This is a genomic window from Nocardia pseudovaccinii, assembly GCF_050942345.1.
Lineage (GTDB): Bacteria > Actinomycetota > Actinomycetes > Mycobacteriales > Mycobacteriaceae > Nocardia > Nocardia pseudovaccinii.
The window spans coordinates 758,134-779,585 of the sequence record NZ_CP192074.1 but is presented as its reverse complement, the minus strand read 5'-3'; the positions used below and the strand labels follow the sequence as shown (position 1 = coordinate 779,585).

General features: G+C 66.1%; 20 protein-coding genes and 1 riboswitch. Of the genes, 10 read left to right on the top strand and 10 right to left on the bottom strand.

Translation table 11 applies throughout. The features are described 5' to 3' along the window. Window positions 1-78 precede the first annotated feature (78 nt). The 4 genes from ACQPZ2_RS03495 to ACQPZ2_RS03480 all read left to right on the top strand — a co-directional run bounded on the left by ACQPZ2_RS03495 (window position 79) and on the right by ACQPZ2_RS03480 (window position 3,387). Window positions 79-666 carry a DUF3558 domain-containing protein gene (locus ACQPZ2_RS03495; RefSeq protein WP_433524275.1) on the top strand — a complete coding sequence of 196 codons (588 nt, stop codon included), beginning with the start codon at window positions 79-81 and terminating at the stop codon, window positions 664-666. A gap of 10 nt (window positions 667-676) precedes the next feature. Then, complete coding sequence (locus tag ACQPZ2_RS03490) at window positions 677-1,054, top strand: hypothetical protein (RefSeq protein WP_433524274.1); 378 nt, start codon at window positions 677-679, stop codon at window positions 1,052-1,054. Then, entirely contained in the window at window positions 1,051-2,319 is a 1,269-nt protein-coding gene (locus ACQPZ2_RS03485; protein ID WP_433524273.1) for a hypothetical protein, read from the top strand. The genes ACQPZ2_RS03490 and ACQPZ2_RS03485 overlap by 4 nt, the downstream gene beginning before the upstream one ends. 252 nt (window positions 2,320-2,571) lie before the next feature. Continuing rightward, complete coding sequence (locus ACQPZ2_RS03480; RefSeq protein ID WP_433524272.1) at window positions 2,572-3,387, top strand: ESX secretion-associated protein EspG; 816 nt, start codon at window positions 2,572-2,574, stop codon at window positions 3,385-3,387. A 198-nt stretch (window positions 3,388-3,585) separates the two neighbouring features. On the opposite strand, the gene ACQPZ2_RS03475 is transcribed toward ACQPZ2_RS03480, so the two are convergent. The 5 genes from ACQPZ2_RS03475 to ACQPZ2_RS03455 all read right to left on the bottom strand — a co-directional run bounded on the left by ACQPZ2_RS03475 (window position 3,586) and on the right by ACQPZ2_RS03455 (window position 8,150). Then, entirely contained in the window at window positions 3,586-3,804 is a 219-nt protein-coding gene (locus ACQPZ2_RS03475) for a hypothetical protein (protein WP_433524271.1), read from the bottom strand. Window positions 3,805-4,062: 258 nt separating this feature from the next. After that, window positions 4,063-4,818 carry a maleylpyruvate isomerase family mycothiol-dependent enzyme gene (locus tag ACQPZ2_RS03470; RefSeq protein WP_433524270.1) on the bottom strand — a complete coding sequence of 252 codons (756 nt, stop codon included), beginning with the start codon at window positions 4,816-4,818 and terminating at the stop codon, window positions 4,063-4,065. A 124-nt stretch (window positions 4,819-4,942) separates the two neighbouring features. Next, window positions 4,943-6,736, bottom strand: coding sequence for an MDR family MFS transporter (locus ACQPZ2_RS03465; RefSeq protein WP_433524269.1), 1,794 nt, complete (start codon window positions 6,734-6,736; stop codon window positions 4,943-4,945). Continuing rightward, window positions 6,733-7,239 carry a MarR family winged helix-turn-helix transcriptional regulator gene (locus tag ACQPZ2_RS03460; protein ID WP_433524268.1) on the bottom strand — a complete coding sequence of 169 codons (507 nt, stop codon included), beginning with the start codon at window positions 7,237-7,239 and terminating at the stop codon, window positions 6,733-6,735. The genes ACQPZ2_RS03465 and ACQPZ2_RS03460 overlap by 4 nt, the downstream gene beginning before the upstream one ends. A gap of 89 nt (window positions 7,240-7,328) precedes the next feature. Beyond that, window positions 7,329-8,150, bottom strand: coding sequence for a crotonase/enoyl-CoA hydratase family protein (locus ACQPZ2_RS03455; RefSeq protein ID WP_433524267.1), 822 nt, complete (start codon window positions 8,148-8,150; stop codon window positions 7,329-7,331). A 162-nt stretch (window positions 8,151-8,312) separates the two neighbouring features. Between ACQPZ2_RS03455 and ACQPZ2_RS03450 the strand changes: the two genes are divergently transcribed. After that, window positions 8,313-8,786, top strand: a complete 474-nt coding sequence (locus ACQPZ2_RS03450; RefSeq protein ID WP_040686103.1) for a YbaK/EbsC family protein — start codon at window positions 8,313-8,315, stop codon at window positions 8,784-8,786. Between the two features lie 33 nt (window positions 8,787-8,819). Beyond that, a complete protein-coding gene (locus ACQPZ2_RS03445; protein ID WP_433524266.1) occupies window positions 8,820-9,371 on the top strand; it encodes a flavin reductase family protein in 552 nt (183 codons plus the stop codon). A 33-nt stretch (window positions 9,372-9,404) separates the two neighbouring features. Here ACQPZ2_RS03445 and ACQPZ2_RS03440 read toward each other — a convergent pair whose 3' ends face one another. The 4 genes from ACQPZ2_RS03440 to ACQPZ2_RS03425 form a co-directional block, all read right to left on the bottom strand. Then, a complete protein-coding gene (locus tag ACQPZ2_RS03440) occupies window positions 9,405-10,607 on the bottom strand; it encodes a hypothetical protein (RefSeq protein ID WP_433524265.1) in 1,203 nt (400 codons plus the stop codon). Window positions 10,608-10,611: 4 nt separating this feature from the next. Continuing rightward, window positions 10,612-10,956, bottom strand: coding sequence for a hypothetical protein (locus tag ACQPZ2_RS03435; RefSeq protein WP_433524264.1), 345 nt, complete (start codon window positions 10,954-10,956; stop codon window positions 10,612-10,614). 3 nt (window positions 10,957-10,959) lie between these two features. After that, a complete protein-coding gene (locus ACQPZ2_RS03430; protein WP_433524263.1) occupies window positions 10,960-11,472 on the bottom strand; it encodes a YbaB/EbfC family nucleoid-associated protein in 513 nt (170 codons plus the stop codon). A gap of 267 nt (window positions 11,473-11,739) precedes the next feature. Beyond that, a complete protein-coding gene (locus ACQPZ2_RS03425; RefSeq protein ID WP_433524262.1) occupies window positions 11,740-13,062 on the bottom strand; it encodes an aminotransferase class V-fold PLP-dependent enzyme in 1,323 nt (440 codons plus the stop codon). Window positions 13,063-13,107: 45 nt separating this feature from the next. Further along, window positions 13,108-13,221, bottom strand: a riboswitch (SAM riboswitch). A gap of 113 nt (window positions 13,222-13,334) precedes the next feature. On the opposite strand from ACQPZ2_RS03425, the gene ACQPZ2_RS03420 reads away from it, so the two are divergent. After that, window positions 13,335-13,970, top strand: a complete 636-nt coding sequence (locus tag ACQPZ2_RS03420; protein WP_433524261.1) for a LysE family translocator — start codon at window positions 13,335-13,337, stop codon at window positions 13,968-13,970. Between the two features lie 44 nt (window positions 13,971-14,014). On the opposite strand, the gene ACQPZ2_RS03415 is transcribed toward ACQPZ2_RS03420, so the two are convergent. Next, window positions 14,015-15,442, bottom strand: coding sequence for a DHA2 family efflux MFS transporter permease subunit (locus tag ACQPZ2_RS03415; protein ID WP_433524260.1), 1,428 nt, complete (start codon window positions 15,440-15,442; stop codon window positions 14,015-14,017). An 81-nt stretch (window positions 15,443-15,523) separates the two neighbouring features. Here ACQPZ2_RS03415 and ACQPZ2_RS03410 point away from each other — a divergent pair, with 81 nt between their 5' ends. From ACQPZ2_RS03410 to ACQPZ2_RS03400, 3 genes are all read left to right on the top strand, one after another. Further along, window positions 15,524-15,946 (top strand): MarR family winged helix-turn-helix transcriptional regulator, encoded by a 423-nt coding sequence (locus ACQPZ2_RS03410; protein ID WP_433524259.1) that lies wholly within the window; start codon window positions 15,524-15,526, stop codon window positions 15,944-15,946. 117 nt (window positions 15,947-16,063) lie between these two features. Next, entirely contained in the window at window positions 16,064-20,095 is a 4,032-nt protein-coding gene (locus ACQPZ2_RS03405; RefSeq protein WP_433527304.1) for a Pls/PosA family non-ribosomal peptide synthetase, read from the top strand. Next, complete coding sequence (locus ACQPZ2_RS03400; protein ID WP_433524258.1) at window positions 20,095-21,450, top strand: M1 family metallopeptidase; 1,356 nt, start codon at window positions 20,095-20,097, stop codon at window positions 21,448-21,450. The genes ACQPZ2_RS03405 and ACQPZ2_RS03400 overlap by 1 nt, the downstream gene beginning before the upstream one ends. Window positions 21,451-21,452: the final 2 nt, after the last annotated feature.

The window sequence follows — 21,452 nt, the reverse complement described above, 5'->3', positions numbered from 1 at the left end:
CGCCAGACGGTAGGGTTGCGGGGCAATGGGGGATTGCGTGTGGCCCCGCAGGACGGGTGGCAGCGAAGGGGTTCGCGGATGGTCGGTACAGCGAAGGTGCCGCGCACTGCGGCCCTGATCCTCGGCGCGGCGCTAGTGCTTGTCGGATGCAATGACAACGCAGGGGATAGCGCCCCGTCGCCGAGCAGCACGAAAGCGTCGGCAGGTACGACGGCGGCCGCCACTACATCAAAAGATTCCGAAGCAGCGATCTGGAATCCCTGTGACCTACCCGACTCCGCGATATCCGCACTTGGACTGAACACCGCCAGCAAAGACAACACCGTCGCCGGAGTCGACCCGACGGGCTGGAAGGTCTGTGCTTGGCAGGCCGGAGCAAAGACATACGACTTCACGATTTTCTCGTCCACCCACACGCTGGAAGAAGTCCAACAGCGAAGCGACCGCGAGGGTTTCACACCTACAACCGTCGGCTCGCACCGAGCGCTGCAATACCGGGTTGTAGGCGACAAGCACCAGCTGAAGTGCTATATCAGCGCAGAAGTACCACACGGGATGGTCGACTTCCTAGTCGTGAACCGGTATCTCGTGCAAGGCGCGAGCGAACCATGTGCCGAGGTGCGCCGACTGAGTGACGCTTTGGTCGAATACCTGCCTAAAGGTTGAGGAGGGGGAAATGATCAATGGCGTTGATCCGAGTGAATGGACGCGATTGCTCGACAAGGCAAACGCCGGTGAGCTCTCACTTGATCCAGAAGTAGGGAAGGGGTTGGACAAGGTCTGCGACGACCACCTCGACCGCCTTCGCAACGTCTACACCAAGATTGAGGCGATCAGCCAAATTACTGGGTTTGGCACATTCAATTCGGGCCAGATCTTGGAGAAGAAGTTCTCCGAGACCGCTACGGGAACCGACCGGTCCCTGGACACGGTGATCGAACAGCACATCGAGTCCGTCGAAACCGTGAAACAGGTTGTCGCACAGGCAATCGCGAACTTCGTCGCCCAAGACCAAGACCGCGCCTCCCAATTTGCGCAGGTGACTCCGGAATGACCTACGAGGACTACCAACGCCGGGTGATCGAGGCCCAAGAGCAGTGGAACCGGGACCGCGACTGGATCTACAAAACAGAATCGGGCTACAACGGTTTCGACGGCGAGACACAACCGCCGCACATCACGACTCCGGACAGCTACGACCATCTCACCCTCGAACAAATGCAGACCGCCGTCTCGGCGATGAAGCCGAAACTCGTCGATGACGCGGTCACCATGTGGGCGAATATCGGCGCGGACCTGACCGGCACCTTCGAGGTCTTCAAGCGCGAATTCGGTCGCACGATCACCGGCCAGAACGGTTACACCGGATGGACCGGTGCCGCCGCGCAGGCAGCCACGACCGCAGTGAACAACTACTACGACAAGTCTGTCCCGCTGGCGCAGGCAGCCACACTGACCAGTCTCAAGCTCTCGGAAATGAAGACCGGCCTGGAGCAGACCCAGGCATTGATGCCGGGGCTGACCGAACGTCCGGATATCGCGGGAAAGACGCTACCCAAAGACGGCGTCATGAAGACCGGCGAATACACCAGCACCGAGGCCGAGCAAGAGGGGCGCAGAATCCTGCGCACAGTTTACGGCCAGGTCGCGGGCCAGACAGATGTCGGTGTCCCCTACATGCCCACCGCGCCGACGATCACCGATGGCCCCGGCCCGGCCACCCCGGGCCGTGATCCCGGTGGCTCACAGGGACTTTCAGGTTCCGATGACGGTTCCTCGGGTTCCGGTAGCGACGGCACGGAGGGCTCGGGCAACCAGGGCCAGGATTCGGTCCAGCCGACGAGCGCCGACGAATCCACAACCCCGTCGACGACAACACCGGACGCCACCACCGCCGCCAGCACCACGCCCCAAAGTACGACTGCGACAACGCAATCCGCCTATCCAACGACCGCGACCCCGAGCACGCCCACCCCGGGCCTCAACACGCCTGGCATCGGAACCACCACCGGCCGCCCAACCGGCACCCCAGGCACCACCCAGGGCAGCCCCGGCCGCAGCATCAACGGCACACCAGCGACCGCGACGACCACAGCCGCCGCAACCACCCGCCAGAGCACCGCGACAACAGGCCGCTCCGGCATGTCCGGCATGGGCGCCCCCGGCCAGAGCAAGTCCAACGACGAAGACCGCAAAAAGGGCATCCCCGACTACCTCATCACCGCCGAACACGGCCAAGAACTAACCGGCCTGGACTCCCCGCCCAAAACCATCCCCCCGGTAATCGGCGCAGGCCCCGACGATGCGACCCGCTACTAACCCCGTGCCCACCGGATCCTCCCAACGCCGTACCCAATACCGCACCCCCGCAGGTCAATTCGCACGCTACACGCGAATTCGCGGGCCAATAGCGTGCGCTCCGCGCAAATCGATGGGCACCAGCGGCCCGAGCAAGACAGCACACGCGGCAGGTGAATCGGCGCATGGCGGCACCTGAGCGAGGCCGGGCGGCGAGAACGACGGAGTGGGTAAGCGCGCGGAATGACAATCGGTGAAGGCGGCGGAGTGGGCATGGACAGCGGGACGGCGGTCGGCAGTGGCGATGGGGTGGGTAGGCACAGGCTCACCGGACTGGAGTTCGAAATCCTTTGGGCCGCATATGGTCGCGACCGCCTGCCCTATCCACTGCACTATCGCACCGATATCGCCGACTTCGATGAGCTGAAGCGCCACCGGGAGGCCGCCGTCAGTTCCCTGCTCGCCAAGTACTCGCCCGAGCTCGAACGCGCCATCGAGGTGTTACTAGAGCCGGATGTCCGTGTCGAGTCGAAGGGATTCGGGGGTGCCGATCTATCGCACACCTACCGGTTCCACGGCGCGATCCATGCTCATGCCGGTGCCGCCCTACACCAATTCCCCGGCCCGAATCCGGACACCGGCGGCGATGTTCTCGTAACCTATTGCACCGCAGAGCAAGTCGCCCGCTACGCAGTGGCCGCGTTACCCGCGTGCGGACCCGGCACCCACCCGCCGTTGGAGATCCGCCGCGCGGAAATCACCGCCGAGCGCGACCGCCACATCCGCCGCGCCCACGACCTCGGCCCAATCGACCAGCTCGACCGCATCTTCCAGCGCCCCCGTTCCGCCTTCGGCGAAATAACCATCTGCCCCGGCCCAGCCCTCGACGCACGCCCTACCCCGGCCCGCGGTTTCTGGTGGATGGACTACCCCGACGGCCGCTACTACGTGAAACCCGGCGACCCCATCATCGCCAAACCCATAGCCCCCCACGCCATGTCCACCGAAATCCACCGCCTCACCACCCTCACCCAGCGCTACCACCACGAAGACCGCGAACACGAAGAATACCTCCGCACCCGCCACTGAACCGGCCCACGCCGCCATGGCTGAGACCGTAGGATCCGAGGCCCGGCAAGTACGTCAAGGGCTCGTAGTGGGGCGGTCGCCCCGAGGCCGAGGTGGAAGCCACGCTCAAGCGGCTGCAGGAGAACGGCGGCCACTGCAGCACAACGAAAAGCGGGAAATCCGGTGCGTTCGGACGTCCCGCTTCTCGATCTCGTTCGATCAGTAGTAGATGTACAGTTCCCAGCCGTTGTAGGTCTGGACGCACTTCCAGTAGTTGCCGCCGGTTCTGGGCGAAGCGCCGTCCGTGGCACACGCCTTGTAGGTGGTATAGGTGCCGTAGTAGTAGCCGGTGGCTGCCGACGCGGTTGCTGCCGTCGACACCCCGGCGACGGCGGCGGCGGAGAGAAGACCGGCCGCGATGATGGACTTGATTCGCATTCCACTGCTCCTGAAGCGAGGTTGATTGATTACCTCACCTACGGTAGGGACAGCAAATGTCCAGCACAGCCAACCCTAGGGCTCGGACAACCGCCCCCTGGGGCAATTCCACCTACTCCACCCTGTGTCCGGAGCGGGTCCGGTACGCCGCCGCGAGAACCAGGATGCCGCCATCGACGCGCGTATGGAAAGCTCAGTGCCGTAAGAGCATTCGGCTGCTCAGGGTAGGTGCGAACGGAAACCGACAATGCCGAAGGTTCAGAATTCGATGCGTTCCAGCCAGGTCGTGAGCACGGACAAATCCCCGGAGATCTGCAACCGTGGGCTGTCGACCGGGATCCGGCGTAGCAACAGGAGGAACAGAGCCACGGCGGTACCGTGAACCGTCAGCAATGCCGGTGCCGGGCTGTCGCCGATGGCGATCGTGTCGCCGGATCGCACAATTGTCCAGCTGTCGTCGGTATCGACGGCGCGTAGGCGCAAGCTGGCGCCTACCTCGAGCGGTGTCTCGAAGCGCGGCCCCCTCTCGACGATCTCGAGGAACTCCGACAGCCCGTCAGCGCCGAGTTCGGGGGCGATGTTCACCTCGCGGTCGAGGGCGAGCAGGGCGTCGGCGCGGTGCGCGGTCGCCTCGTGCAGGCGTCGGCGCACCCACCACTCGGCCGGGCGCGGGGGGCCGAACGGCGTCCACACCGGGACGTCGGAACCCACTGTGTCGATATTGTCGATCACCGCTCGGGCACCCGCTCGCAGCCATCGGTCGGCCTCATCCATCTCGCGTGGCCGACGGACATCGGGAACCTGCTGGAATTCCAGGAATTCGGTGGCCCGGTCGGCGATCATCGCTGCGGCCCAACGGTTTCCACCGCCAACGTGAGCGATCAGGTTGGCCAGGGTCCAATCCGGGCAGGTCGGTATCGGCGTCTTCGGGTCGGCGGACCGATACAGGTCGGCGAGTAGATCGGTCTCGTCCAGCAATGCTTTACGCAATGCCGTCGCGTCGAGAGATGTCACGAATTCGACTCTAACCACAAATCGATTCGATGAGTCCTGCGAACACCGCTGCCAGGAACCGTGAAACGGATCGCGCCCGGCCCCGGAGACTGCCGGGGCCGGGCGCGATTCACTGTGGACGGATTCAGGCGGAACCGACACCGCCGGATCTCGGCCCGGCACCGTCGGTAGCACTCACCGCATCCTCGGGCGGGCTGATTGCCTCGCCCCCGGCGGTCAACAACCCGGTGCGCTCGAGCACATCCGGCCCGGCACCGTTCGCCGACACATCACCCTTGGCCGCCTCGATACCGCCGACCGTACGCAGCGGCACTTCCTTCCAGAACAGCACCAGGATCAGCCCGAGCAGTGCCATGCCGGTCACCGACAGGAACACCGTCGACATCGATTCCGCGAAACCGACCTTGAACGGCCGCGCCAGTTCCGGGCTGAGCTGCTGCACGATCGAGCTGTCCTTCAGTACCCCACCGGCGGCCGAAGTGTCCTGCGCGAGAAGACCTTTCGCGAGCGCGGCGTCGGCGGGATTGCTGCTCTGCGCAGCCTCGACCACCGCGTGCTGGAAGGCCGGATCGGTGGCCGCGGACCTCATCTCGGTGGAGATATTCGGCGTCAACTGCGCGAAGAGGATCGAAAGGAATACCGCGACACCCATCGTGCCGCCGATCTGCCGGAAGAACGTGGCCGCAGCGGTGGAGACGCCCATATCCTTGGGCGGCAACGCATTCTGCACCGCTATGGTGAGCGGCTGCATGAGATTGCCGAGTCCGAAACCGGTGGCGGCCATGAAGATCATCGCGACCCACAGCGGGCTGTCGGCGTTCACGAAGTGCAGTAGAAACAGGCCAAGCGTCAACACGGTCGCGCCGATGAGCGGGAAGATCCGATAACGACCGGTGCGCGAGATCAGCTGGCCGGATACGACCGAGCCGGTCATCATCCCGAGCACCATCGGCAGCATCTGCAGACCCGCCAGCGTCGGACTGGATCCCCGCACCACCTGCAGGTACTGCGGCAGCAGCGAAATACCGCCGAACATCGCCGAGCCGACCACGACCGAGATCACCACGCCGAGCGCGAAGGTCTTATTGGCGAACATCCGCAGCGGAATCAGCGCCTTATCCTTCATTGCCTTCTCGACCAGCACGAACCCGATGACGCCGAGCACACCGATCACGTAGCAGAGGATGGATCGTCCACTGCCCCAACCCCATTCGCGGCCCTGCTCGGCAACGATGAGCAGCGGCACCAGTCCGATCGCCAGCACGAGCACACCCCACCAGTCGACCCGGTCGGTGGAATGCGGCCGCTTCGGCAGCTTGAGCACTCTGGAGACGACGCCGAGCGCGACCAGACCGATCGGCACGTTGACGAGGAAGACCCAGCGCCAGCCGCTGATCCCGAGGATGCTGTCCTGTCCGGCCAGCACACCACCGAGCACCGGGCCGATCACGCTCGAGGTGCCGAATACCGCGAGGAAGTAGCCCTGGTACTTGGCGCGTTCACGCGGGCTGACGATATCGCCGAGGATGGTCAGCGCCAGCGACATCAGGCCGCCCGCACCGAGTCCCTGGAATGCGCGGAATGCCGCGAGCTCGTACATCGACTGCGCCATCGTGCACAGCAGCGAACCGACCACGAAGATCGAGATCGCCGCCATGAAGAAGGGCTTGCGGCCGAACATATCGGACAACTTGCCGTACAGCGGCGTCGCGAGCGTCGCGGTGATCAGATAGGCGGTGGTCGCCCATGCCTGCATCGAATAGCCGTCGAGATCGTCGGCGATGGTGCGAATCGCGGTGGAGACGATCGTCTGGTCCAGCGCCGCGAGCAGCATGCCGAGCAGCAGACCGCTCATGATGGTCAGGATCTGCCTGTGGGTGAAACCCGTGGGCTCCGCCACGGTGGCCGGTGCGGTCACGAATCGTTCTCCGTCCGAAGGTCGTAAAGGTTGTGGTCTTCGCGCATGGCCGCGATCATGGCGGGCTTGGCCTGCTCGTAGTCGTCGACGAACTTCCGCAGCAGCCCGGCGAAGGTGGCCCGGTCCTGCGGCGTCCAAGCCGCCATCACCCGGGTCAGGTTTTCGTGTCGACGCCTGCGGATCCGCTCGGCGACCTCCCGACCGTGCTCGGTGACGACCAGTACGGTGGCGCGGCCGTCATTGCGATCGGCCTGCCGCTCGACCAGCTTCCGTTCGACCAGATGGGCGATGTGCCGACTGACCGTCGACGCATCCGAATGCACCGCATCGGCGAGTGCGCCCGAGCGCATCGGCCCGTCACAGAGCAGCCGGAACAGAATCGCGAAGGCCGCGGGATCCACGCCGTCCCGGCTGCGCAGCTGCGCCGCGGTCCGATCGCGCATGCGCTGTAGCCGGGTGAGCTGCATCGCGATCGCCTCGACCGACAGCCCGTCCTCATCCACTCGACTCACCTTTACTTGCGTCAATCAATTAGTTGCGTGATACAAGTATGTGTGCGAGCCAACGGCTAGGGCAAGCGAATATGCGGCCTTTACCGGCCCTTGAACTCCGGCGCTCGCTTTTCGAACACCGACTGGATCGCCTCGGTCAGATCCTCGGAGGGCAGGAATGCTGCGTTCCACGCGGAGACATAGCGCAACCCGGCGGCCACCTGATCCTTGGTGCGCTGCTCGAGCACATCCTTCGCACCCTGCACTACCAGCGGCGGATTCGCGGCGATCTCGCGCGCGATGGCGTGCGCCGCGTCCAGTACCGCCTCCTGATCGGCGAATACATCGTTGACCAGGCCGATCTTCTCGGCACGCGCCGCGTCGATGTCCTTACCGGTGTAGGCGAGTTCGCGCAGATGTCCCTCGCCGATGATGCCGGGCAGCCGGTGCAGCGACCCGATATCGGCGACGATCGCGACCTTCGCCTCACGCAGGCTGAACTTCGCGTCCGCGCTCGCGTAGCGGATATCGGCGGCGGCGATCAGATCCAGCCCGCCGCCGATGCACCAGCCGGAAATCGCGGCGATGACCGGCTTGCGGCAATCGGCCACCGCGGTCACCGAAGCCTGCATCCGGCGCACCTCGTAGAGGAAGTCGGTGCGCGGCGCGGCCAGCGCCTTATCCGCCATCAGCGGACCGAACGTACCGGCCATCGCAGGCAGGTCGAGTCCGTAGGAGAAATGTTTTCCGGAACCGGTGAGCACAATCGCACGAACCTCGGGATCGGCGTCCAGCTCACGGAAAATCTCCGGCAGCTCCCGCCAGAAGTCCGGACCCATGGCATTGCCCTTGCCGGGGCCGGTCAGCGTGACCTGCGCGATATGGTCCTTGGTTTCAACGGTGAAAGCCTGCCAATCAGTCATTCGTATAGCGTAAAGCAGATGCGGCCGAGCCAGCCGACCAGTCCGTGCTGCCCGCAAATGCTGTGCAAAGTCGGTGCGCCGCACTGGTTCTCCGTCGTACATCCCGACCACTGACCGAAAACTCGACCGGCATACTGCCCGCAATCGCTCTACTCTGGTTCCATGCGCAGGTCGCTTCCACCAGTCGCATGCCGGGTCGCGGATACCCTGATCGCGCGCGGCCACCATGGTGTCATCGTCACTCAGCCCGCCCCCACGCCCACCGCCGCCGATGCCGCGCGGGCACTCGGCGTCGATGTGGGCGCCATCACGAAATCGCTGGTGTTCCTCCTGGATGATGATCCGGTGCTGCTGCTTGTTTCCGGCGCACACCAGGTCGACCTCGGGCGCACCGGCGAACGGCTGGAAGGCAAGCTCACCCGCGCCCCCGCCGCGATGGTGCAGGAGGTGACCGGTCAGCCCATCGGCGGCATCGCACCGGTCGGCCATCCCACCAACCTGCCGACCTGGGTGGACAACGTGCTGTCCACGCACCGGGAGGTCTGGGCCGCGGGCGGCCATCCGAACACCGTGTTCCGGACCTCGTTTCGCGAACTGGTGCGCATCACCGCCGGGCTTCCGATCGACGTGGACTGAGCGCCACATGAGCACCGGGCGTAGTTTCGTCATGTGACTGAAGCTCAACCCCCCGCCACGGACATCCAGATTCCCGATGATCTGAGCGGTATCACCGCCGAGCTGTATCGCGCCTCCATGCGGCACTATCCGGCGGGCGTCACCGTCGTCACCCTGGGCTCCACGAACGGCCCGGTCGGCTTCACCGCGACCTCCTTCGCATCGCTGTCGCTGGAGCCGCCGCTGGTCTCGTTCAATATCGCCCACACCTCGTCGAGCCTGACGGCACTGCAGGCGGCCGACTCCGTGGTGGTCCATTTCCTCGGCGAACACCAGCACGATCTGGCCAAGCGCTTCGCCCGCACCGCCGATCAACGCTTCAGCGACCGATCCCTGTGGACCACGCTGGACACCGGTGAGCCCGTGCTGCACGGCACGCCCATCTGGATCCGCGCCACCATCCAGCAGTTGATCCCCATCGGTGACCACACCCTCGTCGTCGGCCTGGTCACCCGGGTCCACGACAACACCGACGAACAGCCCAGCGCCGCTCCCCTGCTCTACTACCGCGGCCGCTACTACCGCCCGACCTCGCTCGAAGACTGAACGCGACCGGGCGGATTCACCTGCGCGGCAACGCTATAGATCGAGCGATGAGCCGGTGCGCACGTCGATGTGGAAGGTGTCACCCGCACCCATATCCAGTGATGAGGGTGAGGTCGAGGTCGGGGTCAGCTCGTCTTGGCCGGGTTCCTTCGGTGGTGGATCAGTGGTCGGCTCAGGTGGACTCACGGGCGAGGTGCTCGTGGTATACGGACCGTGCGTCGACGTCGGCACGGTCGTGTCGTGGATCGAAGTAGGCGTCGGCGTCGTGGACGGTGCCACATACGGCGAGTGCTGCGGCGAAGAATCATCGGTCGACGTACCGGCGGTAAAAGTCGTGCCCCCGGGCGACGAACTCACATACGGCGCGTGCTGCGGAGTCGATGAATCGTCGCCCGATGTACCGGCGGTGAAAGTCGTACCCCCGGGCGACGTGCTCACATAGGGCGCGTGCTGCGTGGTTGTCGTGTCCGACGTGTCGGTCTGTTGCGAACCATCGTGCAGCGCCTTGTAATTGCGCGCCGGCCCGAACACCGTGGTGGTGAGCTGCTCCGCCAACTTCTTCGTATCGGTGGAATTGAACCCGAGTTTGTTCAGCGCCCCCTGGATCGCCCCATCCAGTGCCCCGCGCTCGCCCGATTCGACCAGCCGATCGACGTCGTAACCGTCGCGCGTACCCATCTCGATCCCGATGGTCTGTCGCAGGAATTCCATTGCGGTACTTGTCAATGCGCCGGTGGCCGCCTTGATCACCGTCTGGGTGAGGATCTGCTGGATCAGCTTGCGCAGCGCCTGTGTGATGGCGGTGCGAATCGCGACCTGCATCGCCGCCGCCTCGGCCGTACTCGCACCGAGGGTCGGCACCGCCGCCGCGGCGGCCGCGGCCAACTGAATGGCGGTGTAGATCAGCATCGAGATGATGTACAGCTTGATGGCCAGAATCAGCGATGCGTAGATCCGCAGTGCCAGGGCGATATCGCGGAGCAGATCGGTGAGCGTCTCGACCGCCTGCATCGTCTTCTGCCGATAGCGTTCGATCGCGTCGTGGGTCTCGCCCTCGATATGGCCGAGTGCCTCTTGGAATTTGGTATCGATCTTGCCGGAGTACTTCTCCAGCGTATTCGCCATCGCCTCGGCCTTGTTGCCCAAACTGAACAGCTTGGTCTCATCCGCCTTCGGCCAGCGATAGACGACGACCGCCGCCACCGGCTCCAGCGCCGCTGGTATCTGCAATCCCATGCGGTTATCCCTTGCCGTTCTCGTCGAGAAGACCGGTGATCTTCTCGACGGCCGACTCGAAGTCCCCATCGGTCGTAGTCACGGCATCCGCGACGGCGGTGAAACGTTTTTGGAGCGATCCGAGCAGGCTGACCACGCCGTCGAGCATCTCGGTCGCATCCTCGACAGGGCCCAGGAAGTTCCGCAGGAAGGCCTGTCCGAATTCGTCATCGCCGATGCCATCGCCGTCCTCGCTCAGCGCGCTGGTGAATTCCGCTACCTCGGTGGCGAATTCGGTGCCCAGCGAACCGATTTCGGTCGCGATCGAACGGAACTGCTCGGGATCGAGCCGGAAGTTGCTGTTGCCCATGACCTACCAGCCCTTCCAGTGCGGGCCCTCGTCGTCCGGATCCGCGTCCAGCCGCCGGGGGAACTCGATCTGCGGTTCCGTTTCGGGCTCCGGCGGAGGCGGCGGCAGGATATTCCCGTCGGGCCGGGCGATCGTCGGCAGTTCGCCGAACGGATCCTCGGGCAGCCCGACCTCCGATACCGCCGCCAGCACCGGCGCCAGGCGCGCGTCGAGCTGCTCCTTGGCGGCCCGGGCCGCGGCCTGCGCCGCCTCGGTCATCGCCGCACCGAGCCGCTCCGGATTCGAGCGCTTGAACGCCTCCGGCGCCACCCACACATCCAGCGGAATGCCCGCCGAATTCGCCGTCACCCGAACCAGCTGATCCTGGGACCAGCCCTGCACTGTCAGGTTGGCCAGCTCGGATTTCGCCGCGCCGAACTGCTCTAGCTGCCGCTCATAGACATCGGACATCTGGTCGACTCGGCCGCGCATCCCGTCCGTCCAGGACTGGAGCGCGTCCCGCTCTGCCGAATTCATTCAGCCGCCTTTCCGTTCCCCCCGCCCCGGCCGGACGAGTGCCATCACCCTTCTAGACGCAAGGGCTGGAGTGGCGGTTCCGTGGTGGCGCAAATTGTTCGGTGAATTCTTCAGAGCGAAGCCTGCGTGCCCGAGGGATCACGCCAGCCTGGCCGAATCCGCTTGCGAGGTCCCGCGCATGTTCTTCCGATGCTCGTGGATTCATCCGGTCCTCGGACCGCGTCGGCCGATGCCGCGCGGCGGCTACGACTGCGCGGGCGGCTCCGATCAGCCGATCGAGCAGGGCGCGGCACCGTCGTTGGCATCGGGGCGGGCAAAGGGACGGGTCTCGGGTGTCGGATTCCAAAGTCCGTCAGTACTGGCGTATTTCCACGACGCCCCCTCGTCGACCAGGGTGGCGATGGCATCGACCAGCCGATCCACATCGCCGGAGCTGGTACCGAGGCCGATGCTGGCACGCAGCGCACCGTCCAGGCCGAGCCGCTCGAGCAGCGGGTGCGCGCAGAAGCGGCCGTCGCGAATACCGATGCCGTGTTCGGCGGAGAGATAGGCCGCGACGTGTCCGGGGACGAATCCGTCCAGGGTGAAGGCGACGATGCCGACGGTGTCGGGGCTGTCGTCCCAGATGCGCAGCAGGCTGACACCCGGAATCGCGGACAGCCCGGCGCGCAGGCGATCGGCGAGCCGTCGCTCATGCGTGGCAAGGGTTTTCGGATCGATCGCGCACAGCGCGTCACATGCGGCGGCGAGTGCGGCCGCGCCGAGGACATTCGGCGAACCGGCCTCGTGACGCTGCGGTGCCGATGCCCATTCCGCGCCGGTAGTGGTGACCTCGCGGACCGCCCCGCCGCCCGCCAGATACGGTTCGGCGGCATCCAGCCAATCCCGGCGTCCGACAAGCACTCCCGCGCCGAACGGTGCGTAGAGCTTGTGACCGGAAAAGGCGAGGTAGTCGATTCCGGTGGCGCGCAGGCTGATTCGACGATGCGGTGCCAGTTGCGCGGCATCGACCAGTATCCGCGCACCGCACTGGTGCGCGATGGTGGCCAGGCGCTCGAGCGGCAGCACCTCACCGGTCACATTCGACGCGCCGGTGACCGCGAGCAATGCCGCCGGCTTACTGCACAATTCGGCGATCAGCTGACGGATCGTCTCCTCGACGGTCGCCGCGGCCTTGACGACGCGGCGACCGCGCCGGGTCCAGGGCAGGAAGTTCGCATGATGTTCGATATCCAGCACCACGGTGTCGCCGGGCACACAGGCGGCGAGCAGATTCAGCGAATCGGTGGTGTTGCGGGTGAACACCACGACCTGGTCGTCGGCGGCGTCGAGGAAGCGGGTGACCGAACCGCGCGCGGCCTCATAGCACTCGGTGGAGATCCGCGAGGCGTAACCGGCGCCGCGGTGCACGCTCGCGTAGAACGGCAGCAGCTGCTGCACGCGGTCGGTGACCTGCGCCAATGCCGGTGCGCTAGCGGCGTAGTCGAAGTTTGTGCAGGTGGTCGTTCCGCCCTGCACGAGCGGCACCTGGAGGTCGTCGCCGGAAACCCGGGCGAGGGAAGCACAGCTCTGCTCAACTACAGCGGTCATCACAAATCCCATCGGCTGTAGGACCCGAAATCAGGTGATCATCCGAGTCCGCGCTTGCCGCACCCGGTCGGGCTGCGGCCTGGTCGTCACCCGGAGCACCCCACCGCGGAGGAGGGTTGCCGACCAGCTAGCCGGGGCTTGACGCTGGTACTCATGACCTGAACCGAGATTGGCAGATGCCGCACCGCCCTGTCAACCGGCTCCTTTCTGCATATACATGCAGTCTAATAAATAACCTTGCAATCCAGGGTGATGTGCGGTCTGATCGAGAGGTGACGCTTTCCCTGCTGCTCAGCTTTGTCGGCCTGTGCATTCTGCTGTCGATCACGCCCGGCCCGGATTCGTTCCTGGTGCTGCGATTCTCGATCGTGGACGCGCGCCCTGGCATTGCCGCGGCGATCGGCTCGGCATTGGGCGGGATCGTGTGGGCGGTGGTGGTCGCGGCGGGCGTCGCCGCCCTGCTGGAACAGTCCGCGACCGCCTACCGGATGCTCAAGGTGATCGGCGGAATCTACTTGGTGTACTTGGGCATTCGCGCGCTGATCGATCACCGCAAGCAGCGCAGAGCGGGCACCGCCGCGGCGTCCGGGCAGTCGGCCGCGGGGGCCCCCGCCTCGATCCGATCGGCATTCGCCGCAGGCCTGGTTTCGTGCATGTTCAACCCGAAGGTCGGGCTGTTCTACCTGGCGGTACTGCCGCAATTCCTCACCGATGTCACGTTCTCGAACACTCTCGCGCTCGGGGCCATCGAATGCTCCATTGCCGCCGTCGAGATGATCCTGCTCGCCGTGCTGGCGTCACGAGCGGTTGCGATGTTGCGCCGCCCACAGGTTCGCGATCGGCTCGAACAGATCAGCGCGGCCGTTCTCGCCGCACTCGGCATCGGCACGGCCGCTTCCGCCGCGTGATCCGTCATGCGCCTGGCCGGTCGCCACCGACCAGGCGCACGGCGTTACCGGTTCGGCTGAATCTCCTTGCGCCACAGCAATAGTGACGCTATCAACGAGATGACCGACGCTGCCGTGAGCCACCAGAACGCTTGCCGGAACCCGTCATCCACCGACAATCCCGCAGCGGCCGCGCGATACAGCACCACCGCGAGCAATGCCGCTCCGATCGACCCACCGACCCGCTGCAGAATATTCACGAACGATGCCGCATCCGGCAGCTGCTCGGGCCGTGCCGCGGCGTAGGCCGCAGCGATGATCGGCACCCCGGTCAATCCGGTCGCCACGCCGCGGATCAATAGAAGTGCCTGCACGACAACGGGATTCATCGAAGCATCGCCGAGCGCGAACGGCACGGTGACCGCGGCCGTCACTACACTGCCGACCACCGCGACCACGCCCCCGCCGTACCGATCGGTCAACCGGCCGCCGATGGGCAACGCGATGATGCCACCGATCCCGAAGGACATGAGCAACAAGCCCGTCGCGATGAGACCGTCGCGGTGCAGCACTTGAAAGTACAACGGCAGCAATAGCATTGCCCCGAACAGCGACGCACCGGCGAAGAAGTTCGCCACATTCGCCGTCGCGAATACCGGATGCCGGAACAGTCCGACATCGAGCAGGCTCCCGCCACCACCGCGCACCGACCGCACCACGAACAGGCCGAGCGCCAGCACCCCGACCACCACCGACACCCACACCGTCGGCGCGGAAACGCCACCGCGACTGCCGAATTCGCCCAGCCCATAGACCAGCGCCGACAGCCCGACCGCGATCAATGCGAATCCGGTGGCATCGAATCGACCGCCGTTGCCCGACGCCTGCGCCCGCGGTAACAACCGGCGCCCCAGGACGAATGCCACCAGCCCGAACGGGATATTGATCAGGAACAACCACTCCCAGTCCAGATTCGCCAGCATGACGCCGCCGATGGTCGGCCCGACCGCGGGCGCTGCGACCACCGCGATGCCGACGACACTCATCACCCGCCCCAACCGCTGCGGACCCGCGACCTGCCCGAGCAGCGTCTGCCCTGCGGGCACCAATAGCCCCGCGGCCAGACCCTGCGCGATCCGAAAACCGATGAGCCAGCGGATATTCGGTGCCAGCGCACAGAGTCCGGAGGTCACCGTGAATCCGGCGAGCGCGGTCAACCAGACCCGGTCCATTCCGAATTGCCGTCCGAGCCAACCGCACAGCGGCAGCGTGACGGCGAGTGCGAGCAGATACCCGCTCGCGATCCACTGGGCACTGTCCAGCGCCGCACCGAGATCCGTCGCGATGGAGTTCAGCCCGATATTCACCAGCGACGTGTCCAACATGCTCATGACGGCGCCGAAGACCACCACACCGGCCACCCGCCAGACCTGCGCGGGAATGGGTTCGAGTGCGGGCGCGGTGGCGGCGACTGCCGTTCGGGTATCCGACATGGATCCTCCGCTATTTGTAGACAACCTAGATTGCGGAGATTATCAACAATCTAGCTCCTCAACAATAGATACAATTACCGAATGCCCGCTGACCACATTCATCCCCGCGGCCTGCTCCGCTTCCCGACGTACGCGCTCGGCAAGCTGCACAAGGCCGTACACGCCGAGATGGGCACGTCATTGCGTGAACACTGGGTGCTGGTCTGCCTGGAGGAATTCGACGACCTGTCCCAGCAGCAGGTCTCCACCGCGCTCGGCATCGACCGCAGCGAGGTGGTCCGGCTGATCGACGGCCTGGAGGAGTCCGGATTCGTCACCCGCACCCGCGATTCAACGGACCGGCGCAAATACCGGCTGTCCATCACCCAGGCCGGACGCGCCGAGCGCCGCAAGACCGATGAACTCATCGAAGAGGCCGCCAAGCGGGTGCTGTACCGCCTCGACGAAGACGAGCGGCAGACCCTGCACCGCCTTGCATTGAAGGCGCTGGGCGAAGAACTCTGACCGATACCGCAGGTACCGTAGACAGTTGGTCACCGTGGCGTTTGCCCACTGGTAACCCTGCTGTGAAACAACAACGAGGAAGCGCTAGGCAGGTCTATGAGAGGTGGGCAGGACGTGATGCTGCGGCCGCAGGTCGACACCGCGGCGGGCACAGACCCGACCGACGGGCTCCGCACGCCCGAACCCTTGCTACGCGCCGCACTCGCGCCGCAGGCCAGGACCCTTGTCGACATCCTCAACAGCACCGCGCAAGCCCACCCGGAGGCGCCCGCGATCGATGACGGTCGCGTGGTGCTCAGCTACACCGAATTGCTGGCCGAAATCGACGCCGGAGTCGTGCGCTTGACCGCCGCGGGTGTGCATCCCGGCGACCGCGTCGGCGTGCGCATGCCGTCGGGCACGCATGAGCTTTACGTCACTATTCTGGCGATCCTTTTTGCCGGTGCGGCGTACGTCCCGGTGGACGCCGACGATCCGGACGAGCGCGCCCGGCTCGTCTTCGGTGAGGCCCGCGTCACCGCGATCGTGACCGCGGCAGGCATCGAGCCGACGGCCGTCGAACGGCCCGAGTCCGCTGACGCCTCGACGGTTCGCCCCACCCCCGGCGACGACGCGTGGATCATCTTCACCTCCGGATCCACCGGAACCCCGAAGGGCGTCGCGGTCACCCACCGCAATGCCGCCGCCTTCGTCGACGCGGAAGCGCGCCTGTTCCTGCCGGATGCCCCGATCGGACCGGACGACCGGGTTCTCGCCGGACTCTCGGTCGCCTTCGACGCCTCCTGCGAGGAAATGTGGCTGGCCTGGCGCAACGGCGCATGCCTGGTGCCCGCGCCGCGCACCCTGGTCCGTACCGGCGCGGATCTCGGTCCCTGGCTGGTCCGCCGCGAAATCAGCATCGTCTCGACGGTTCCCACCCTCGCCGCGACCTGGCCCGCCGAGGCGCTCGACCCGGTCCGGCTGCTGATCTTCGGCGGTGAGGCGGTGCCGCCCGAACTCGCCGAACGCCTTGCCGGAAAACCCGCGGCGCGAGCGACGGGCCCGGAGGAGGCAGCGGAGCGTAGCCACGCAGGGCCCCGCGAACGCCGCACATCGGATACAGATTCGGAACGCGAGGTCTGGAATACCTACGGCCCCACCGAAGCAACGGTGGTCGCCTGTGCGGCGCTGCTCGACGGCGGCTTCCCGGTCCGCATCGGACTACCGCTGGACGGCTGGGATCTTGCCGTCGTCGATGCCGCCGGAAATCCGGTGGACGAGGGCGAATCCGGTGAACTCGTGATCGGCGGCGTCGGCCTGGCCCGCTACCTCGATCCGGTCAAGGACGCCGAAAAGTACGCTCCGCTACCGTCACTCGGCTGGGAGCGCGCCTACCGCAGCGGCGATCTGGTTCGCAAGGACAGCGCGGGTCTGGTCTTCCTCGGCCGCGCCGACGATCAGATCAAACTCGGCGGCCGCCGCATCGAACTCGGCGAACTCGACAACGCCCTGCAGCACCTACCCGGCGTCACCGGTGCCGCGGCCGCGATCCGAACCACCAAGGCGGGCAATAAGATCCTGGTCGGCTACCTGACCGGCACCGCTCCCGATTTCGACCTCAGGGCCGCCAGAGCCCAGCTCGCCGAACAACTTCCGGCCCCGTTGGTCCCCCGGCTCGCCATCGTCCCCGACCTGCCCACCCGCACCTCGGGCAAGGTCGATCGCGACGCTCTGCCGTGGCCGCTGCCGAACACCGCCGAACCCGACACCGCGACCGGCGATCTCACCGAAACCGAGCAATGGATTGCCGGACTGTGGGATTCGATTCTCGGCGCCGAGGTCACCGGTCCGGATACCGACTTCTTCGATCTCGGCGGTGGCTCGCTATCGGCGGCGCAACTGGTCACCGCGCTGCGCGAACGTTATCCGCGGATCACCGTCGCCGATCTCTACGACCATCCTCGCCTCGGCGCATTGGCCGAACTGCTCGACGAGACCGCGCCGAGCGCCGCCGTCGAGGAACGCATCGTGCGCCCGACGCCGCCGCGCGCCCAGTGGACCCAGGTGCTGGCCACCATCCCGCTGACGACCCTCACCGGACTGCAGTGGCTCACCTGGTTGGCCATTGTCGGCAATATCGCGGGCTGGTCCGGCTCGCTGCCGTGGTTGCCGCATCTGTCCTGGTGGTGGACGCTGGCCGCGTTCCTGCTGTTCATCTCCCCACCCGGTCGCATGGTGATCTGCGCGACCGGCGCTCGGATTCTGCTGCGCGGGGTGCGGCCCGGCAGTTATGCGCGCGGCGGATCGGAGCACCTGCGACTGTGGGCGGCGGTACGACTCTCGGAGGCCAGCGGCGCCGAGAGTCTCTCCGGCGCACCGTGGATGGTGCCGTTCGCACGGGCGCTCGGCGCGAAGATCGGCACGGGCGTCGATCTGCACACCCTGCCGCCGGTCACCGGCATGCTCGAACTCGGCGACGGCTGCAGTGTGGAGCCCGAGGTCGACCTGTCCGGCTATTGGATCGACGGCGATGTGGTGCACATCGGACCGATCACCATCGGTGCGGGCGCGGTGATCGGCGCGCGCTCGATCCTGTTGCCCGGCAGCAAAATCGGTAAGAATGCCGAGATCGCGGCCGGATCTTCGGTATCGGGCAGGGTGAAGGCTGAACAGGAGTGGGCAGGCTCGCCCGCCACGAAAGTCGGTAAGGCCCAGCATCGTTGGCCGTCGCATACTCCGGCGCGGGCCGCGCACTGGGTCGCGATTTTCGGCGTGACCTCGATGGCATTGGCGGCCATGCCCATTCTCGGTCTGGCCACCGGCGGCGCATTCATCGCCTGGTTCATCCGCGATGCCCGCACACTCGCGGGTGCGCTCGGCAAGGGTTTCGCGATCCTGCCTGTCGCAACACTGCTGAGCCTGGCCGTGTACGCGGTGGCCACGGTCATCGCGGTCCGGCTGCTCAGCATCGGACTCACCGAGGGTCATCATCCCGTGCGCAGCCGGGTCGGCTGGCAGGCCTGGGCCACCGAGCGGCTGCTGGATTCGGCGCGCACCTTCCTGTTCCCGCTCTACGCAAGCTTGCTGACCCCGCTGTGGCTGCGCCTGCTCGGCGCGAAGGTCGGTAAGAGCGTCGAGGCGTCCACGGTGCTGCTGCTGCCGAAATTCACCACCGTCGCCGACGGCGCGTTCCTCGCCGACGACACCATGATCGCCAGTTACGAACTCGGCGGCGGCTGGCTGCACATCGGCGACGCGAAGGTCGGCAAGCGCGCCTTCCTCGGCAACTCCGGTATGACCGCACCCGGCCGACGGGTGCCGAAAAACGGGCTGGTCGCCGTACTTTCGGCCGCACCGTCCAAGGCCAAGGCGGGTTCGTCCTGGCTCGGCAGCCCACCGGTGCGACTGCGGCGCGCCTCCGAAAGCGGCGATACCGAACGCACCTTCGATCCGCCGCTGCGGCTGAAGGTGTTCCGCGGCATAGTCGAGACCTGCCGGCTCGTCCCGGTGCTCGTGAGCTTCGCCATCGGCCTGGGCGTGCTGTTCACGCTGGCCTGGATCGCGGAATCGGCCGGATACCTGATCGCCGGACTGCTCTGCGGTTTCGTCCTGATGGCCGCCGGTGCGATCGCGGGGGCCAGTGCGGTCACCGCGAAGTGGTTACTGGTCGGGCGAATCCGCGCCGAGGAGCATCCGCTGTGGAGTTCGTTCGTGTGGCGTAACGAGGTCGCCGACACCTTCGTCGAAACCGTCGCCGCGCCGTGGTTCGCGCGCGCCGCGACCGGTACCCCCGTACTGAATCTGTGGCTTCGTGGACTCGGCGCGAAGATCGGACGCGGGGTATGGTGCGAGTCCTATTGGCTACCGGAGGCGGACCTGGTGACACTCGGTGACGGCGCGACCGTGGAACGCGGCTGTGTGGTGCAGACCCACCTCTTCCACGATCGAATCATGGCCATGGACACCGTGACCCTCGACGCGGGCGCCACCCTCGGGCCGCACTGCGTCGCCCTGCCCGCCGCAGGCATCGGCGCGGGCGCGACCGTCGGCCCCGCCTCGCTGGTCATGCGCGGTGACACCGTGCCGCCGTCCACCCGCTGGTGGGGCAATCCGATCGCGCCGTGGTCGAGTGCGGCGCCGAGCCTCAGCGAGGCGGGAGCGACCTCCTGATGGCGGGCAAGTACTACGAAGAGCCCGTCGACGAATACCTACCGCAGAACGGAAATTGGGGCTACCGGGTATCACGGTACGAACTCGAGATCACCTATAAGGTCGCCAGTAATCGCATGGCAGGCCGAGCTCGGATCATCGCGGTCACCGACGCAGTCCGTGACCGTTTCGCGCTCGACCTGTCCCAGTCGCTCACCGTGTCCAAGGTGCTCGTCAACGGCACCAAGGCCGCGAAATACTCCCACCAGCACGGCAAGCTCGTCATCACACCGCAGCACCGCATCCCGGCGGGTGGGGTGCTCGAGCTGGTCATCCAATACGCCGGGCTGCCGAAGCCGGTGCGCGGGCCGTGGGGCGAGGTCGGCTGGGAGGAACTGACCGAGGGCGCGCTGGTGGCAAGCCAGCCCAACGGCGCCGCGTCCTGGTTTCCCTGCGACGACCACCCGAGTTCCAAAGCCAGCTACCGGATTTCGATCACCACCGACACCCCGTACTACGCACTCGCCAACGGCACCTTGATGCGCAAGCAGACCAAGGCCAGTCAGACCACCTGGGTCTACGAACAGTCCGAGCCGATGTCGAGCTACTTGGCGACCATCCAGATCGGCCAGTACCGCAAGCACCGCATCGACACCCCGCGCGGTTCGGTGCCGATACAGGCCATCATCCCGGCCCGGCTGCGCGCCAGCTTCGACCACGACTTCGAGCGCCAACAGCAGATGATGGAAGTCTTTTCCGAGAAGTTCGGCCCGTACCCATTCGAGGCCTACACGGTCGTGGTCACCGACGACGAACTGGAAATCCCCATCGAGGCCCAGGGCATCTCCGTCTTCGGCGCCAACCACTGCGACGGCCGCCGCGGCGCGGAACGCCTTGTCGCACACGAACTCGCGCACCAGTGGTTCGGCAACAGCCTCACCATCTGGCAGTGGCGTGACATCTGGCTACACGAAGGCTTCGCCTGTTACGCCGAATGGATCTGGTCCGAAGCCGCGGGCGGGCCCACCGCGGACCAATTGGCCCGCGCCGCCCGGCACAACCTGTCCCGTGAACCGCAGGACATCATCATCGGCGACCCCGGCCCGCGACGTATGTTCGACGACCGCGTGTACAAACGCGGCGCGCTCACCCTGCATACGCTGCGCCTGGAACTCGGCGAACTCGCCTTCTGGGATCTGCTGCGCGAGTGGACGATCCGGTACCGCCACGGCTCGGTCACTACGGAGGAATTCACCGATCTGGCCAGCCACTACAGTCTGGTGCCGCTGCGGCCGCTCTGGGACGCGTGGCTGCTCGGTGAGCCGCTGCCGCAACTGCCGCCCTCCGGCGGGCAGGTCGATACGACATCGCGCTGAGG